The 15,891-nt window shown below is 47.6% G+C and carries 15 protein-coding genes; 7 read left to right on the top strand and 8 right to left on the bottom strand.

The annotated features are described in order from the left end of the window. Window positions 1–82: 82 nt before the first annotated feature. The 3 genes from DF182_RS08265 to DF182_RS08255 all read left to right on the top strand — a co-directional run bounded on the left by DF182_RS08265 (window position 83) and on the right by DF182_RS08255 (window position 4,188). Entirely contained in the window at window positions 83–1,570 is a 1,488-nt protein-coding gene (locus DF182_RS08265) for a tetratricopeptide repeat protein (protein WP_113615171.1), read from the top strand. 39 nt (window positions 1,571–1,609) lie between these two features. Beyond that, complete coding sequence (gene recN, locus DF182_RS08260) at window positions 1,610–3,259, top strand: DNA repair protein RecN (RefSeq protein WP_113615170.1); 1,650 nt, start codon at window positions 1,610–1,612, stop codon at window positions 3,257–3,259. 116 nt (window positions 3,260–3,375) lie between these two features. Further along, the gene (locus DF182_RS08255; protein ID WP_113615169.1) at window positions 3,376–4,188 is read left to right on the top strand and encodes an enoyl-ACP reductase FabI; all 813 of its coding nucleotides are present in this window, start codon (window positions 3,376–3,378) and stop codon (window positions 4,186–4,188) included. A gap of 102 nt (window positions 4,189–4,290) precedes the next feature. On the opposite strand, the gene DF182_RS08250 is transcribed toward DF182_RS08255, so the two are convergent. Continuing rightward, window positions 4,291–4,512, bottom strand: a complete 222-nt coding sequence (locus DF182_RS08250; RefSeq protein WP_012794455.1) for a DUF2795 domain-containing protein — start codon at window positions 4,510–4,512, stop codon at window positions 4,291–4,293. 140 nt (window positions 4,513–4,652) lie between these two features. Here DF182_RS08250 and DF182_RS08245 point away from each other — a divergent pair, with 140 nt between their 5' ends. Further along, window positions 4,653–5,264, top strand: coding sequence for an ABC transporter ATP-binding protein (locus DF182_RS08245; RefSeq protein WP_245957390.1), 612 nt, complete (start codon window positions 4,653–4,655; stop codon window positions 5,262–5,264). Here the strand turns inward: DF182_RS08245 and DF182_RS08240 are convergent. From DF182_RS08240 to DF182_RS08230, 3 genes are read right to left on the bottom strand one after another with little or no spacing between them, the layout of a single operon-like run. Next, window positions 5,261–6,163, bottom strand: coding sequence for a histone deacetylase family protein (locus DF182_RS08240; protein ID WP_113615167.1), 903 nt, complete (start codon window positions 6,161–6,163; stop codon window positions 5,261–5,263). The genes DF182_RS08245 and DF182_RS08240 overlap by 4 nt on opposite strands. Window positions 6,164–6,172: 9 nt before the next feature. Next, window positions 6,173–6,838, bottom strand: a complete 666-nt coding sequence (gene pdeM / locus DF182_RS08235) for a ligase-associated DNA damage response endonuclease PdeM (protein WP_147243377.1) — start codon at window positions 6,836–6,838, stop codon at window positions 6,173–6,175. 20 nt (window positions 6,839–6,858) lie between these two features. Next, on the bottom strand, window positions 6,859–9,324 hold the full coding sequence (locus DF182_RS08230; RefSeq protein ID WP_113615165.1) for a ligase-associated DNA damage response DEXH box helicase: 2,466 nt from the start codon (window positions 9,322–9,324) through the stop codon (window positions 6,859–6,861). Between the two features lie 51 nt (window positions 9,325–9,375). On the opposite strand from DF182_RS08230, the gene DF182_RS08225 reads away from it, so the two are divergent. Beyond that, window positions 9,376–10,698, top strand: a complete 1,323-nt coding sequence (locus tag DF182_RS08225; RefSeq protein WP_113615164.1) for an NCS2 family permease — start codon at window positions 9,376–9,378, stop codon at window positions 10,696–10,698. Here the strand turns inward: DF182_RS08225 and DF182_RS08220 are convergent, their stop codons facing one another. Both DF182_RS08220 and DF182_RS08215 read right to left on the bottom strand, forming a co-directional pair. After that, a complete protein-coding gene (locus DF182_RS08220; protein WP_113615163.1) occupies window positions 10,699–11,730 on the bottom strand; it encodes a S66 peptidase family protein in 1,032 nt (343 codons plus the stop codon). Window positions 11,731–11,839: 109 nt separating this feature from the next. Further along, window positions 11,840–12,445 (bottom strand): porin family protein, encoded by a 606-nt coding sequence (locus DF182_RS08215; protein WP_113615162.1) that lies wholly within the window; start codon window positions 12,443–12,445, stop codon window positions 11,840–11,842. Window positions 12,446–12,641: 196 nt separating this feature from the next. Here DF182_RS08215 and DF182_RS08210 point away from each other — a divergent pair, with 196 nt between their 5' ends. Next, window positions 12,642–13,226: a hypothetical protein gene (locus DF182_RS08210; protein ID WP_113615161.1), complete on the top strand. Its 585-nt coding sequence runs from the start codon at window positions 12,642–12,644 to the stop codon at window positions 13,224–13,226. Here DF182_RS08210 and DF182_RS08205 read toward each other — a convergent pair. Further along, complete coding sequence (locus tag DF182_RS08205; RefSeq protein WP_147243376.1) at window positions 13,223–13,837, bottom strand: hypothetical protein; 615 nt, start codon at window positions 13,835–13,837, stop codon at window positions 13,223–13,225. The genes DF182_RS08210 and DF182_RS08205 overlap by 4 nt on opposite strands. Before the next feature lie 40 nt (window positions 13,838–13,877). After that, entirely contained in the window at window positions 13,878–14,375 is a 498-nt protein-coding gene (locus DF182_RS08200) for an Lrp/AsnC family transcriptional regulator (protein WP_113615159.1), read from the bottom strand. Between the two features lie 121 nt (window positions 14,376–14,496). Here DF182_RS08200 and DF182_RS08195 point away from each other — a divergent pair, with 121 nt between their 5' ends. Beyond that, window positions 14,497–15,888 carry an MFS transporter gene (locus DF182_RS08195; protein WP_161964090.1) on the top strand — a complete coding sequence of 464 codons (1,392 nt, stop codon included), beginning with the start codon at window positions 14,497–14,499 and terminating at the stop codon, window positions 15,886–15,888. The last annotated feature ends 3 nt before the right edge of the window (window positions 15,889–15,891 follow it).

Below are 15,891 nucleotides of genomic sequence, written 5' to 3'. Positions count from 1 at the left end.
CTTTAAAAAATGTGAATTGTTAATTTGGGATTTGTGAAATTGTTGTGTGAGATTTGGTGATTATTCCAGGAATTTTGCCCTTATGCGTATTATTTTTTCTTTGATCCTTTTGTTGAGTACAGGGTTAACAGTTAGCGCCAGACAGAAAGTATATGATTTCAACAGCCGTTGTGAGCAGGCCTACGAAGCGATCATGCAACTACGGTTAAATGCGGGAAGAACATTACTGGAGGAAGAGAAAAAAGAAAATCCCGATAACCTGATCCCTTACTTTCTGGATAACTATGCGGATTTTTTTCCCTTGTTTTTCAATGAAGATGCAGGCGAATATGCCAGAAAAAGAGGGATGCGGGGCATCAGGCTGGACAAGATGCTGGAGGGATCGCCGGACTCTCCTTACTATCTGTATACGCAGGCAGCCATCAAGTTTCAATGGGCGATGATCAAAATCAAGTTCAATGAAAAATGGGATGCTACCTGGGAGATCCGAAAGGCGTATATGACACTCAAGGAGAATCAGCGCCGGTTCCCGGATTTTATGCCCAACAAACTGTTGCTGGGTACTATGCAAACAGTATTCGGCACCATCCCTGAAGGGTATAAGTGGATTACCAATATCCTCGGACTGAAAGGCAGTATCCGGGATGGAATGAGTAATGTGAATGCCTTTATCGAAAGCAATGCGCCGGAAGCCAGATTACTCAGAGAGGAATCCTATTATTACTATTGTTACCTGATGCTTTTTATTGTGAATAAACCGGAAGAAACCTGGGAGTTTCTGCAAAGAAAGCAGCTGGACACCAAATCAAACTATCTCTATGCACTGATGGTGGCAAATCTGTCTTTAAACAACCAGAAAGCCGCCAATGGTATCAGAGTACTGGAAGAGAAGCATGACAGCAACGAATACGCAGATATCGAATATTATAACTACGTATACGGTCTGCTGAAACTGACCCGGCTCGACAATGATGCCCATGTGTATCTCGAGCGGTTTATCAATAACTTTAAAGGCAAGTTCTATATCAAGGAGTGTCTGCAGCGGTTAAGCTGGTACTATTACCTGGAAGGCAACCAGGCACTGGCCAACAAATACCGGAACATGATCCTAACAAAAGGTGGGACAGAAACAGATGCAGACAAACAGGCCCTCAAGGAAGCGGAGAACGGCAAATGGCCCAACCCCTTCCTGCTGAAAGTCAGACTGCTGAGCGATGGTGGTTTTTTCAGTGAAGCCCTGAAATTACTGCTGACTAGAAAAGCAGCCGATTTCCCGGCCATGGAAGACAAACTGGAATACGCCTATCGCCTGGGCCGTATCTATGATGAAAGCGGACAAGACGACAAAGCGATTGTGATGTATGAAGTAACCATAAAAGTAGGAGCCAACCGGCAGGAATATTATGCTGCGAGAGCTTCCCTGCAATTAGGTTATATTTACGAAAAAAGAAAAGATAAAACCAAAGCCGTTCAATGTTACCAGCAATGTCTGGACATGAAAGGCCACGATTATAAAAACTCCCTTGACCAACGGGCAAAAGCAGGCATACAACGTGTAAACGGCAGTTGATGAGGGAGAAAAATTGTGATTCAAGTTATTTCCTGACTTATGTTACAGCGACTAATCATTAAAAACTACGCCATCATTGACCACCTGGAAGTGGACTTTTCTGGCAATCTCAATGTAATCACCGGCGAAACCGGCGCCGGTAAATCTATCCTGCTAGGCGCACTCTCCATGATTCTGGGAGAACGTGCAGACCCTGGTGTGCTGTTCGATAAAACAGGCAAATGTGTGATCGAAGGATTCTTCAAAGTGAAAAAATCACAAGTGGCCTCCTTCTTCGAACGCCATGAACTGGACCTGGAAGAACAGCTGATCATCCGCCGCGAAATCAGCGCCTCTGGCAAATCAAGAGCTTTTGTAAATGATACTCCTGTCAACATATCCCAACTGTCTGAACTGGCGGCCTGCCTGGTAGATCTCCATCAGCAGTTTGATACCCTGGAATTGGGCAACTCCGATTTCCAGCGGGAAGTAATAGATGCGCTGGTCAACAAACCCGCCATCCTCCAACAATACAACAACGTGTACCAGCAATACCTGCAGGTACAGAAAAAATATAAACAACTGGTAGACGACCGTGACCAGGCCAACAAAGAGCTGGACTATAATAAGTTCCTGCTGGATGAGCTGCTGGAAGCGGATTTCAGTCCCAACGAAGTGGAAGACCTGGATAATGAGCTGCAACTGCTTACTCATGCAGAAGAGATCAAGAACTCTCTGAACAGGGTATATTTTCAACTGAAAGAAGATGAGCAGCCGCTGTTGCAGCAGCTTAAACAATTACAGTCTTCCCTGCAAAACATTGCAGCCTTCCACAAAGACATGCCTGCTGTAGCTGAAAGAATGCTTTCTGCCTATCTTGAACTGCAGGACATCGCCGGTGATGTGGAAAGGATCAACGACCAGGTACAATACGATGCACAACGTATTGAACTGGTGAATGACCGTATGGCACTGGGATACCGCCTTTTCAAGAAACACGGGGTACAAACCACCGATGAGTTGCTGGCCATTAAAGACGCGTTGTCTGTTAAAGTAGACAGTGTATTGAATCTTGATGAACAGCTGGCTTCACTGGAAAGAGAACAAGCCCAGTTGCATGAGCTGCTGTTGAAAGATGCTGCTGTTATCACGGAAGCAAGACAGGAACAGTCGGCTCCTTTTGAGCTAAAAGTAAATGCTCTGCTGGCACAGGTGGGCATGCCCAATGCGCGCCTGAAAGTGGATATTGTACAAGGTGAACTGAATCCTTATGGTCAGGATACGATTGAGTTCCTGTTTGATGCCAACAAGAGCAATCAGTTTGCGCCGGTAGGTAAAGTAGCCTCCGGGGGTGAGCTGAGCCGTCTGATGTTGTGCATCAAATCATTGGTAGCACAGTCTGTAGCGCTGCCTACGCTTATCTTCGACGAGATCGATACCGGTATCTCCGGAGAAGCTGCAAGGCAGGTAGGTGTTATTCTGAAAGACCTGGCGAGAGCGCATCAGATCATCTGTATCACGCACCAGCCGCAGATAGCAGGTAAAGCAGATGCCCACTATTTTGTGTATAAAGATGCCAAAGCTGAAAAAGTAACAACCAGTGTAAGGCTGTTGTCTATGGAAGAAAGAATAGACAAGATCGCGCAGATGCTGAGTGGAGAAAGGCCTACCGCCGCTGCCCTCGAAAATGCCCGCGAAATGGTAAGATAACACATGCGTAACCGTTATTGCTTCCTGTCCGGGAATCCTAAAAAGCCGGGGATAGGAAGCAATAACTTTTTTTTTCAACTATAACGACTATTTTTGCCGAAATTAATTTTGACCAAATGGCTCATAACTTATTAAAAGGAAAGAAAGGTATCATCTTTGGTGCACTGGACGAAAAGTCACTGGCTTGGAGAACAGCGCTCCGTTGTGTGGAAGAAGGCGCTGAAATAGTGCTTACAAACGCACCTGTTGCTCTGCGTATGGGTGAGATCAACAAACTGGCTGAAATCTGCAAGGCCCCTGTTATTCCGGCAGACGTAACCATCACGGATGACCTGAAAAATCTTTTTACCAAATCCATGGAGCATTTTGGCGGTAAAATAGATTTTGTACTGCATTCTGTTGGCATGAGCCTGAACATGCGTAAAGGAAAGTCCTATACTGATCTGGACTATGACTTCTCGCTGAAAACGACGAATATCTCCGCCCTGTCCTTACACCGTGTACTGCAGACAGCATACCAGATGGATGCTATCAGCGAGTGGGGTTCTGTAGTAGCACTCACTTACATCGCAGCACAACGTGCCTTCCCTGACTACAGCGAAATGGCTGATGCCAAAGCTATGCTGGAATCCGTTGCCCGCAGCTTCGGCTACCACTATGGTGTGAAAAATAAAGTACGCGTGAACACCGTATCTCAGTCTCCAACCCCTACTACTGCCGGCGGTGGTGTAAAAGGTTTCGGTGGCTTTATTGGTTATGCAGACAAAATGAGTCCGCTGGGTAATGCTACTGCCGACCATTGCGCTGACTACGTGGTAACTCTGTTCTCAGACATGACCAGAATGGTGACCATGCAGAACCTCTATCATGATGGCGGATTCTCCTTCACTGGTGTATCCAGTGCTATTATGGAACAACTGGAGAAATAGTTGAAATCATTCGATATTAAAAAAGCCGTTACCTTGTGGTAACGGCTTAATTTTTTTTATCAGGCAGAACGCCGGGAGTACTATCTGTAGTACAATCAGGGTCTAATATTCATCTTCATTAAAGAAGAAGTCGTCCTGTGACGGATAGTCAGACCAGATATCTTCAATCCCCTCATAAATTTCTCCCTCATCCTCCAGCTCCTGTAAATTCTCGATTACTTCGATCGGTGCACCGGAACGAATGGCGTAATCAATAAGTTCATCTTTAGTAGCTGGCCATGGAGCGTCCTCCAGGTATGAAGCTAATTCTAATGTCCAGTACATCGTATTAAAATTTTTATTTTTTAATTTTTCGCAAAAGTATTATTTAATTTGAAATAAACAACTTTTACTATTTTATCGGTTATTTACCTTTTCTTTGGGTTATGCTAACCGCTCGCAATGTTACCAAAAATTATTCCAACTTGCCCATTCTCAAGGGAGTAGATATTACAGTCAATAAGGGTGAGATTGTGACTATCGTTGGATCTTCCGGCGCTGGCAAGAGTACGCTGCTGCATATCCTCGGAACATTGGAAACACCCACCCAGGGAGAGATCTGGCTCAATGATGTCAATCTGACGGGTTTAAGCGGTAATGCACTGGCTGATTTCCGGAACCGCCATATTGGCTTTATTTTTCAGTTCCACCACCTGCTGCCGGAATTCAATGCTCTGGAAAATGTATGTATTCCCGGTTTTATAGCCGGTACACGGAAAAACGAAGTAAAGGAAAAAGCGGCCTTCCTGCTTACCACCCTGGGCCTCGGGCATCGCCTGGAACACAAGCCCAATGCCTTATCCGGCGGCGAACAGCAGCGCGTGGCTGTAGCAAGGGCCCTGATCAATAATCCTGATGTAGTGATGGCCGATGAACCTACCGGCAACCTCGACTCCCATAATGCCAGGGAGCTTCATAATATGTTCCTTCAACTCAGGGACCAGTTTAAACAAACTTTTATCATCGTTACCCACAACGAAGAACTGGCGCCGCTCAGCGACCGTCAGCTGCTCATGAAGGATGGCAGGATCATCTAGCTGCCATAAATATCCAGTCCGGCTTTAAAGGTATTACAGTGTGCATTTACAATGTCGCTGATACGGGTAGAATAACCGCCGCCCATGGCTACGGCGCAGGGTATGCTATGCTTATACAGCAGGCTGAAAACAAATTCATCCCGCTGCAGGCAGCCTGCAGGGGTGACCTTGAGCTTACCGAACCGGTCTGTTTCCAGGATATCTACTCCTGACAGGTAAAACACAATATCGGGTTTTACCTGATCTATCAGCCGTGGCAGGGTTTCTTCCAGCAGCTGCAGATAAGGGCCGGTGGTCATTCCATCGGGCAGTGGGATATCGAGGTCTGAAGTTTCTTTGTGGAAAGGATAGTTATGAGCGCCATGCATGCTGAAGGTGAACACCTTTTCATTGCCGGTAAACAGGGCAGCGGTGCCGTTGCCCTGGTGTACGTCGAGATCTGTTACCAGTATCTTTTTGGCTTTCTTCTGCTGTAACAGATAATTGGCAGCGATGCCGAAATCGTTGAGCAGGCAGAAACCTTCACCATGGTCGGCAAAGGCGTGATGGGTACCGCCGGCCACGTTGAATCCGATACCGTGGTCCAGGGCGTGCAAGGCGATATCGATGGTGCCCTGGGCGATAACGATTTCCCGCTGGGTGAGCAGGGGCGATTGCCGGAAGCCTATATGACGCTGTTCTTTATCCGATAAGGTCTGGTCTCTGAGTTTCTCCCACCAGGAAAGGTCATGGGTGCTCAGTATAGTTTCCGCTGTGGCCGGAAGAGGCGCAAACAGCTGTTCGGCAACGATAACGCCTTCCCGCAGCAGCTGGGCGGGTATCAGCTCGTATTTCACCATCGGAAAACGATGGTCTGCCGGCAACGGATGGGTATATATGTCGTGATAAGCAATTTTCATGATGCAGCCTTAATGTGTCCGTATAATCGATTTTCCGGCGATTACAAACACGGTTTCCCCAGGAGAAGGGTTCAGGGTAGCCAGACCGGTAAAGTCGCCAAAAGCGGGTAAAATGCCGCAATGCAGACCAAAATAGAAGCAGGGTAAACGTAACCGTTGTTTGGCAGGGCCGGCCATCACCACACCAGGATGCAGGTGACCGGAAAAGGTATACCGGTAGCCATTGCTGTCTTCACAAGGCTCGTGTACAAAATGAATGTCCCGGATAGTCAGGGTGTCATATACATCCAGCTGCAATTCACTATATATCTCTTCTTCCATAATATCATGATTACCCAGCACCAGATCAAAACGAATATGGGGAAACTGACCACGCCATATCTTGAAATACTGTACCTCGTTGTTATGCCGGCTGTGGAACATATCTCCTACAATGATGATACGTACGGGCAGATAGCTGGTAATCAGCTGTTGAAGCCGGAACAGGTCTTCCTGCATAATGCCCGCCGGCACTGCAATACCAGCTTTCCGAAAATGAGCCGATTTGCCCAGGTGCAGATCTGACAGTATCAGTGTTTTTTCTTCTTCCCAGAAAATAGCCTTCTCGGGTAATAAATGCCAATGCTGCTCTTTGAACCGGAATATTTCCTTCCCCGCTGTATCCATTTGTTGCATGGGCTGCAAATTATTAATTCTTAGCCGTTGACTGCAATCAATTTTTTGATACGGTCTTCCAGTTTTTCGCTGGTCATGGTGTCACGCAGGCTGTCTACCTTGATGGGGAAGCAGAAAGGGGTGAGCTTCTCCGGCTGGGTGATAACGATTTTGCTGTCTGCAATACGTTCCAGCGTCTCCCGCAAACGGGCTTCTTCCATCTGATAAAAAAATGCTTCGTTAAAAGCCTGCTTCAGCAGAAGGTTCTCCGGGTCGTAATCCTTAAATACATTAAAGAGCAGGGAGGCAGATGCCTGTAAGTGACGGTTGGCCTTGTGTTTACCGGGGAAGCCCTGGAATATCAGCCCGGCGATGACAGCAATGTCCCGGAATTTACGGCGCGCCATTTCAGTGGCATTCACACTGGTTTGCAGCTCTGTAAGCAGGTTGTCGGTAGTGAACAGTGCTTTGGCATTGTCTTCGGTAAGCGGGATAGGCTGGTCTGATAGCAGCTCAAAGCCATAGTCATTCATGGCGATAGAGAAAGTGATAGGCTGGATACGACTGATACGATAGGCCAGCAGTGCGGCCATCACTTCATGTACCAATCGCCCTTCAAAAGGATATACAAAAAGATGGTAACCATCTTTGGTGTTGATTTTTTCTATCAGCAGTTCATTATCCTTAGGGATATGGGAAAGCTCTTCCTGCCTGTTGAACAGCGGTTGCAGGGCTATCAGTTCAGGGTCTTTTGTCCGGCGGGACAACGCCTCGTTGAACTTTCGGCGCAGCATACGGCCCAGGTTGGACGACAAAGGTATACGGCCTCCCTGATAACTGGGCACGATCGTACGTTTGGCGTTGGACTTACGTACCAGCACCGTCATATCCTTGATAAGCACAAACTCAAGGTTACGGCCAGCCAGCGTGAAACTGTCTCCCGGCGAGAGGCGTGAGATAAAACTTTCTTCAATCACACCTACATATCCACCACTCATAAACTTCACTTTCAGCATGGCATCGCTCACAATGGTACCGATATGCAGCCGGTGCCGCATGGCCAGCATACGGCTTTTGCAGTAATAGTGGTCGCCCTGTCTTTCCAGTTTTCTGAACTCGTCGTAACTGCCGAGAGCTTCACCGCCAGTAGTCAGGAAGGCGAGTATCCACTGCCATTCATCCGGTGTAAGATGTTGGTAACAGAAGGTTTGACGGACTTCTTCATATATCTCCGGTGCATTAAAACCATCCGATACGGCGAGCGTCATGAGGTATTGCAGTAGCACATCATAAGCCAGCAACACGGGCATCCTGCTTTCTATCAGTTCCTCTTCCATGGCTGTTTTTAAGGCTGCGGCCTCTACCAGTTCGAGTGCATGGGTAGGCAGAAAAAATATTTTGCTGATGGCGCCAGGCTGGTGTCCGCTACGGCCGGCCCTTTGCAGGAAGCGGGCCACACCTTTGGGGCTGCCCACCTGTATAACGCTGTCCACCGGCCGGAAGTCCACCCCCAGGTCAAGGCTGGCAGTACATACCACCGCTTTGAGAATACCGTTGTGCAGGGCTTCTTCCACCCATATGCGCAGTTCCATGTCGATGGAGCCGTGGTGCAGTGCCAGCGCGCCTGCCAGCATGGGATCATATTTCAGCAGTGACTGGTACCATATTTCCGATTGGGACCGGGTATTGGTAAAGAGCAGGGTGGTCTGGCTATCTTCTATAATCGGCAAAGCCTGTGGCAGCATACGTATGCCAAGGTGTCCGGCCCATGGATAATTTTCTATCTCATGAGGGATTACACTTTGCAGGGAGATATTTTTTTTGAGATTGGCGCGGATAATAAGCCCCTGCTGGTGATAGGGGCCCAGCAAGACTTCCAGAGCTTCGTCGAGGTTGCCGATAGTAGCGGATATGCCCCATATTTTGAGAGAGTGTTTGCCGGTGGTTTGTGATAGCCCGCGTAAGCGGCTCAGTGCGAGTTCCACCATCACGCCGCGTTTGCTGCCGATCAGCTCATGCCACTCGTCTATAACAACGGTATGCAGTTGTTTGAACACAGCGGGATATTCTTTCTGAGCCAGCAGCAGATGCAGGCTTTCGGGGGTGATGATCAGCACTTCAGGCATCTGTTTTTTCTGCTGGGCACGGGCGGCCAGGGGTGTATCACCACTGCGGATGCCTACCTGCCAGGGAAGGTCCAGTTCCCGCAATACCTCTTCCATAGCCCTTCCCAGGTCTTTGGCCAGTGCACGGAGCGGAGTTATCCACAGCAGCTGCAGTCCGTTTTTTGTTTTTTGCTGATAGTCTTTGGGATGGGCATCGATCCAGGCGATCACAGCACCCAGAAAGAGCGAGAAGGTTTTGCCAAAGCCAGTAGGTGCGTTCACTATCCCCGAAAGGCCCTGCAGATAAGCAGTCCAGGCATCTTCCTGAAATTTGAAAGGCTTCAGTTCCTTATCCGCCAGCCATCCGGTTATCACTTTCCATCCGCGCGTGTGTTGTTGCATGGAATGAAATTAGCATAAAATGATAAATCCCGAATCGCTTATTTTTGCAGCATGCTCGCAAAATTTTTCAAGCTCTCCGAAAACAATACAACTGTTAAGAAAGAAGTCCTTGCCGGATTGACCACCTTTTCCACGATGGCTTATATTCTGGCCGTCAATCCCAGTATTCTGTCGAGTACAGGAATGGATTTTCATGCTCTCATTACCGCTACCGCACTGGCGGCAGCTATCGGCACACTGGTAATGGCGCTGTATGCACGGCTGCCTATTGGTGTAGCGCCCGGTATGGGACTGAACGCTTTTTTTGCGTATACAATTGTAGCGGGGATGGGCTATAGCTGGCAGTTTGCGCTGACAGCCGTTTTCCTGGAAGGACTTATTTTTATCCTATTGTCGATGTTCCGGATACGGGAAGCGATCATCAATAGTATCCCTGAAAACCTCAAACACGCTATCTCTGTAGGGATAGGGCTGTTGATAGCATTGATAGGTATGGCCAATGCCGGTATTATCGAAACCGGTATGCGGCACGTAGGTGAAGGCAAACTGGGCGGTGTGATCCTGAAAATGGGCAATATCACCAGTATAGGGCCGTTGATTGCATTAATAGGGCTGATTGTAAGTGCTGTGCTGATGTACCGCAAGGTAAATGCGTCATTGCTGATCGGCATCCTGGCAGCGACTGTAATTGGTATCCCGCTGGGCATCACCCATCTGCCCGAAGGGCATCTGGTAAGCCTGCCACCTTCTTTAGCACCTATTGCCTTCAAACTGCAATTTGATAAAATATTCAGCCTCGATATGGTGATGATCTTATTCACCTTGCTGATGGTTAACCTCTTTGATACTGTAGGCACCCTGATTGGGTTATGTAATAAAGCCGGCTTGCTGGACGAAAAAGGACGCTTGCCCCGGGCCAAACAGGCGCTGATGGCCGATGCGGTGGGTACTACCGCTGCGGGTCTGCTGGGTACCAGTGTAGTGACAGCTTATGTAGAAAGCGCCAGTGGCATTGCTGCAGGTGGTAAAACAGGACTCACCGCTTTTACAGTGGCTATCATGTTTTTGCTGGCGCTCTTTTTTGCACCGGTGTTTGCTATGATACCACAGGCTGCTACCGCGCCGGCGTTGATTATCGTAGGCATGCTGATGATGGGCGCTGTGGTAAAAATTGATTTTAATGATGTGACAGAGGCGATACCAGCCTTTCTCGCCATAGTGATGATGCCTTATACCTACAGTATTGCAGAAGGAATTGTGTTTGGTATGTTGTCTTATGTGTTGCTGAAAGTGCTGACCGGACAGTACAAACAGATCAGCCCGGTGATGTATGTGCTGGCCTGTTTGTTTATCATTACTTTCCTGGTGAAATAGTTATTCTTTCAGTGTTACTTTATCATCGGCTACGGTAAGCGTGTGCATCATACCACATTTGAGGGCATAGTTGTTTTTCTGGTGTCCTACCGGGAAGTTGAAGCATACCGGGTATTTAAAGTTTTTGACTTTTTCCTTTACCATATCGTATACGGTACGGCCAAATTCTTCGCCCGGATCGTCGGGCTTCAGTCTGTTGAAGCCGCCGATGATCAAACCTGCGAGGTTGTCGAACTTGTGGGAACGCTGGATAGTGTTCAGCATACGGTCCAGGTTGTACAGATATTCTCCTACTTCTTCGAGGAACAGAATTTTACCGTTGGTATCTATTTCAGAGTCGGTGCCGGACACACTTTGTATGACTGACAGGTTGCCGCCAATAAGGATGCCGCGTGCAGTGCCTTTACGGTTGTTGGGATCAGGAGCTGCCGTATACTGCATCTTTTTACCGGTGAGTGCCTGATAGATAGACATGATAGTGTCTTGTACAATAGGCTCTGCCTTGCTGAAGTCGTCCGGGAAGCTGTTGCACATTTTGGAGTGGAGCGTGGCAATACCAAAGTGGCGGTTGATATGGCAGTGGAGGGCGGTAATGTCACTGAATCCGATCACCCATTTAGGATTTTTCTGAAAGCGGGAGAAGTCCAGCTGGTCTATAATCCGGGCGGCTCCATATCCTCCGCGGCCACACATGATCGCCTTTACATTGGTATCGTTCAGCATGGCCTGCATGTCTTTTGCTCTTTCGGCATCTGTGCCGCCGAAGCTGTAATCACGCGCTCCTACGGTCTGGCCTATACGAATATTGAACCCCCAGCTTTCCATGATACGCAATGAGGGTAGTATCTCTTCTTTTTTAATGTAACCGGCCGGGCAGGTAATACCGATAATATCCCCGGGTTTCAGGTAGGGAGGCACCTGGAGCTGTTTGGCAGCATCAGTGTCTGTGATGCCAACAGCAGCAAGGGTTTTCATAGCCGGTATGCCAGCACCGGCAGTTATCAGCGTGGATAGAAAATGTTTACGATTCATGGAATTAAAGTAAACATATTTTCGGGGAATTTCATGCAAAGGCGCAAAGCAGCAAAACAACGGGGAAAATTTACGCCTTTGCGTGAGTAAACAATGGAAGAAGGCCGTGCTATTTGTGGTTAATTGTATAGGTAAAACCGACTTTTCCGGTATTGTTATAGGTTATGGGTGTCTGTCCTTTGGAATGTACGCCAACGGAAAACCGTGCGTTGATACCAAATCCGTAGGGCAACTGGTAACCCCCACCCATTGAGAGATTCAGGGTTGTTCTGTCATTGTTGTAATAGTCAGCCACACCATAGCGGTGGCCATCCTGTTGCTCTGTAGATTCTATCAGGAAGTTCAGTTCAGGCCCTGCTTCTATATATAACTTAGGTATAGCGTAATATTTGATCATGATAGGAACGCTGATATAGTGCTCTTTCCGGGTGGAATTCACCAACGAGGTACTACCTGAGTGCTGGGCACGTTCGTAATTAAACAGGCCATAACCTCTGTTTTTGTAATACACTACTTCCGGTTGCATGGCCCAACGCTGGCTGATTGTTATTTCTGCAAAACCGCCGCCATAAATGCTAGTACGATATTTGTCAAAATTGCCGGTATAATTAAAGTAGTTAAGCCCTCCCTTCAGGCCATAGCTGATTTTTTTCTGGGCATAGGCTCCCAATACTGCTGTCAGGACAAACGACGGCACCAATAGAGTTTTCCTCATAGTAAGATGTTTATTAGATGATGTAAATACGACTATAGGTTGTGACAGTAATGCATTACGGTTGTAAAAGTAACCGGGCAAATGTTAAGGAAATCCTTACATTATCTTTTTTGATTTTTTTTAAGATACCTGATAAGTTGATGCTGGAATGTAGTCGTGGCAATGTTTTTGAGAGGTCTTTCTAAACCCTGCGTATATGCGTTACCTTTTTATTTTTATTGGAATGATGCTGACCGGCACAACTGTCAGCGCACAAAAAGAATCCTTTCTGATAGTGCCCGGCGTATCGATAGGAATGGTCAGCATCAACGAACCTGCTCCTCAGCTGGATGTGCTGGGAAAGCCGGATGGCGGCGATGCTGCCATGATGAAAGCGTGGCGTTTGTGGTATGGCAGGAAAAAAGACGGCTCCCTGGATTCTGCACATGTGCTGGCAGTATTTACCGCTATGCGCACACAGGACACACAGTATGTAAAAGAAATCAGAGTCACTTCACCTGAGTTTAAAACGGCAAAGGGAATGGGGGCCGGAAGTACCATGGCTGATATCCGGAAAGCTTATCCTGGCCTGCGTTTGCAGCGGGTATATGTGTCCGGCAATAAATCCCGTCGTATTGAAGTATATGACGACAAAAAGCTGGGAATCGCTTTTGAAACAAACCAATCCCGCAGCCGCCGCCCGGTGTGTAGCATGGTGGTGGTGCATACACCGGGAGAGGCTGCGGGTAGTTATCTCGACTTTCACGCAGGTTTTGACAGCATGCAGCCGCAGCAGCGCTAGTTGTGTTCGAGTGCTCTCTTACCCGGATGGATGTTGTAGGAAAGGCCGGCGCTGCCAATGCCCGATATGTCCGGGTTGAACGCATTGTTGTTGAACAGATACGTAAAATGCAGGCCAAGGGAAGTGTGGCCGATCATAAAGCGGCAGCCGGTGGTGAGCACCAAGCCAGACACGTGTACCTGATCGGTAGCGCTTTCCTCTTCATCCGAGTATTCCACATAACGCGTAGCGTTGTGAAAGCCATAACCCGCGCCGGTATAGATTCCCAGCCGGGTATGTGCACTGGTCGTTGCAAAATTACCATAGTTGTAGGTGAGCAGCAGCGGTACATCGGCCATAAAGATGCTGGTGGAGTTGCCTCCGCTATTACGGCTGTAGCCCGCGTGTAAACTGCCGCCCAACGCCAACTGCGTACCGATGGCAAAGGTGGAACGTTTGGAAATGATGCCAAAATTGAACCGCGGTGAATAAACGATGCCACCTGCAAAATGATTATTGCCGGTATATACACCGGCACCGATGGCATGAGCAAAATAGCCTGACTGACTCTTCGCAGGCATCATCGAACATACAAGGCATGCTATGCACAGCCATGTGTAAAGCTTGAACATAGGTGGTTGGTAGGTTTAGGGAAATAATTACTGTCCGCCGCTAATATACAACCTGATGTGTTTCTTTTATAACAGAGATCACAAAAATACTTTGCGTATGACTAAGGTTGTCTAATTCCCCTAGTTTATTCACATAAAATTCACGGTATTCATCCATATCCTTTACCTGTACTTTGATCATAAAATCAAATTCACCGGAGATATTAAGACATTCCGTTACTTCCTGGAAAGAGATGATTTCCTGAATAAATTTTTTACCGAATTTTTTATTGTGCTCCTTCAGGGTGATGTAACAGAGCACAGTCATGCCTTTGTTGATCTTCCGGGCATCTACGATGGCAGCGTATTGTTTGATAACGCCGGCTTGTTCCATTTTGCGGATACGTTCATAAACAGGTGTGGTGCTGAGATTCAGCTGACGGGCAATATCCCTGATCGTCATTTTGGCATCCTGCTGCAGGAGTTTAAGAATGCCCATATCTTTTTCATCCAATGACAGCGGAGGGTGTTCAGTGGTCTGTTCTTTTTTATGGTCCATTTTTATTATTTTTTAGAACAATAATCTTTTTTATATTTAAATAACAGGTATTTGTTCCAAAAATATTCAATCTGTCTGATAGATATTCTGAATTTTTATGTTTGTACCGAAAATTAGTATAATGGAAAAGCGAATTATCCTGACCGTGGCATGTATGGCCATCTTTTTTGAAGCATTGGATGTATCGGTATTAAACATGGCCTTACCAGGAATGGAACAGTATTTTCACTTTAGTCCGGATGCTATTCAGTGGGTACAAACTTTATATGTGCTGGCTTTTGCAGGTTTTGTACTGCTGGGTGGCCGGCTGGCAGATGTTATTGGAAGGAGAAAGATATTTATCACCGGCGCGTTGTTGTTTGTGATGGCTTCCCTGGGTGCAGGTTTCTCTGTCTCATTTGCGTGGCTGCTGGGCTGCCGTGCTTTGCAGGGGGTAGGTGTAGCATTGGCGATACCGGCTGCCATGGCTATTATCAGTCATACTTTTACTGAACCGGCAGAGAAGAATCGTGCTTTCGGTATTTTCGGTGCGATGGCGGGTATAGGCTTTGCTACCGGGCTGGCCATAGGTGGATTGATCAGTGCCTGGTGGGGCTGGCAATGGGTTTTCTTTATCAATGTGCCAGTGATCGGCACCGCTGTTGTTCTGGCTTTCCGGTTTATCCCCCGTGATGAAAAGACGGAGCATCCCCAACATAGCAACTGGCTGAGCGGGGCCTTGATCACGCTGCTGATGATGATGGCCGCCTGGCTGATTCACGATCTGGGACATATTGCACAACATCCGGTCTTCTTCCTGGCGCTGCTGGTATTGTTTATTATCACAGCTGTTTATTTCGTTAAAAGAGAACGCGTACATGCTTCCCCGTTAGTGGACTTCAGCCTGTTCCGGCTGAAAGGTGTCATGACCGGTAATATAGGCGCTCTGTTGCTGGGCAGCACTTTCCTGCCGTATGTTTTTTTACTGACACTGTATCTTCAGCAGGTATTGGGCTTCAGTTCTTCACAGGCTGGACTGTTGCTGTTTCCTTTCAGCATCCTGTCTGGTGTGATTTCTAAATATGTGTTGCCGCATTTGTTCCATCGGCTGGGAGTAGTGCGTACGGGCATTCTGGGAAGCAGCTTTATGCTGGCGGGCATTGTATTTTTTATCCTGAGTTATTTTACTACCTGGCAGCTGCCTTTCATATTGGGTGCGGTATTGTGTATCAATTCCCTGGGGATGTCGGTGACTTTTCCGGCTATAACGATACTGGCTATACAGGCAGTTCCGGAAACGCAGCATGGCCTTGCCTCCGGCATTAATGGTACGTGTAATTCGATGGGGGGCGGACTGGGGCTGTCTCTCGTAGGACTGATGATACAACTGGCAACTGTAAATAAATGGGACATTTACGGGGCTGGTCTGGCAGCATTGGTGATCGTGGCGGTAGTGGCCATATTGCAGTTATGTCGTTTTATGTTTCGGGAGAAAGTAGTGACGGCTGCGCGTTATGCGGAGGTACCTTCCTGACCC

It is taken from the genome of Chitinophaga flava, from assembly GCF_003308995.1.
Classification (GTDB): Bacteria; Bacteroidota; Bacteroidia; order Chitinophagales; family Chitinophagaceae; genus Chitinophaga; species Chitinophaga flava.
This window is presented reverse-complemented; position numbering and strand designations above follow the sequence as displayed.

What these genes read in the sequence shown, in the direction of transcription:
- DF182_RS08265 (WP_113615171.1), top strand. Translation starts at nt 83, where the DNA reads ATGCGTATTATTTTTTCTTTGATCCTTTTGTTGAGTACAGGGTTAACA.
- recN (WP_113615170.1), top strand. Translation starts at nt 1,610, where the DNA reads ATGTTACAGCGACTAATCATTAAAAACTACGCCATCATTGACCACCTG.
- DF182_RS08255 (WP_113615169.1), top strand. Translation starts at nt 3,376, where the DNA reads ATGGCTCATAACTTATTAAAAGGAAAGAAAGGTATCATCTTTGGTGCA.
- DF182_RS08250 (WP_012794455.1), bottom strand. Translation starts at nt 4,512, where the DNA reads ATGTACTGGACATTAGAATTAGCTTCATACCTGGAGGACGCTCCATGG.
- DF182_RS08240 (WP_113615167.1), bottom strand. Translation starts at nt 6,163, where the DNA reads ATGAAAATTGCTTATCACGACATATATACCCATCCGTTGCCGGCAGAC.
- pdeM (WP_147243377.1), bottom strand. Translation starts at nt 6,838, where the DNA reads ATGCAACAAATGGATACAGCGGGGAAGGAAATATTCCGGTTCAAAGAG.
- DF182_RS08230 (WP_113615165.1), bottom strand. Translation starts at nt 9,324, where the DNA reads ATGCAACAACACACGCGCGGATGGAAAGTGATAACCGGATGGCTGGCG.
- DF182_RS08225 (WP_113615164.1), top strand. Translation starts at nt 9,376, where the DNA reads ATGCTCGCAAAATTTTTCAAGCTCTCCGAAAACAATACAACTGTTAAG.
- DF182_RS08220 (WP_113615163.1), bottom strand. Translation starts at nt 11,730, where the DNA reads ATGAATCGTAAACATTTTCTATCCACGCTGATAACTGCCGGTGCTGGC.
- DF182_RS08215 (WP_113615162.1), bottom strand. Translation starts at nt 12,445, where the DNA reads ATGAGGAAAACTCTATTGGTGCCGTCGTTTGTCCTGACAGCAGTATTG.
- DF182_RS08210 (WP_113615161.1), top strand. Translation starts at nt 12,642, where the DNA reads ATGCGTTACCTTTTTATTTTTATTGGAATGATGCTGACCGGCACAACT.
- DF182_RS08205 (WP_147243376.1), bottom strand. Translation starts at nt 13,837, where the DNA reads ATGTTCAAGCTTTACACATGGCTGTGCATAGCATGCCTTGTATGTTCG.
- DF182_RS08200 (WP_113615159.1), bottom strand. Translation starts at nt 14,375, where the DNA reads ATGGACCATAAAAAAGAACAGACCACTGAACACCCTCCGCTGTCATTG.
- DF182_RS08195 (WP_161964090.1), top strand. Translation starts at nt 14,497, where the DNA reads ATGGAAAAGCGAATTATCCTGACCGTGGCATGTATGGCCATCTTTTTT.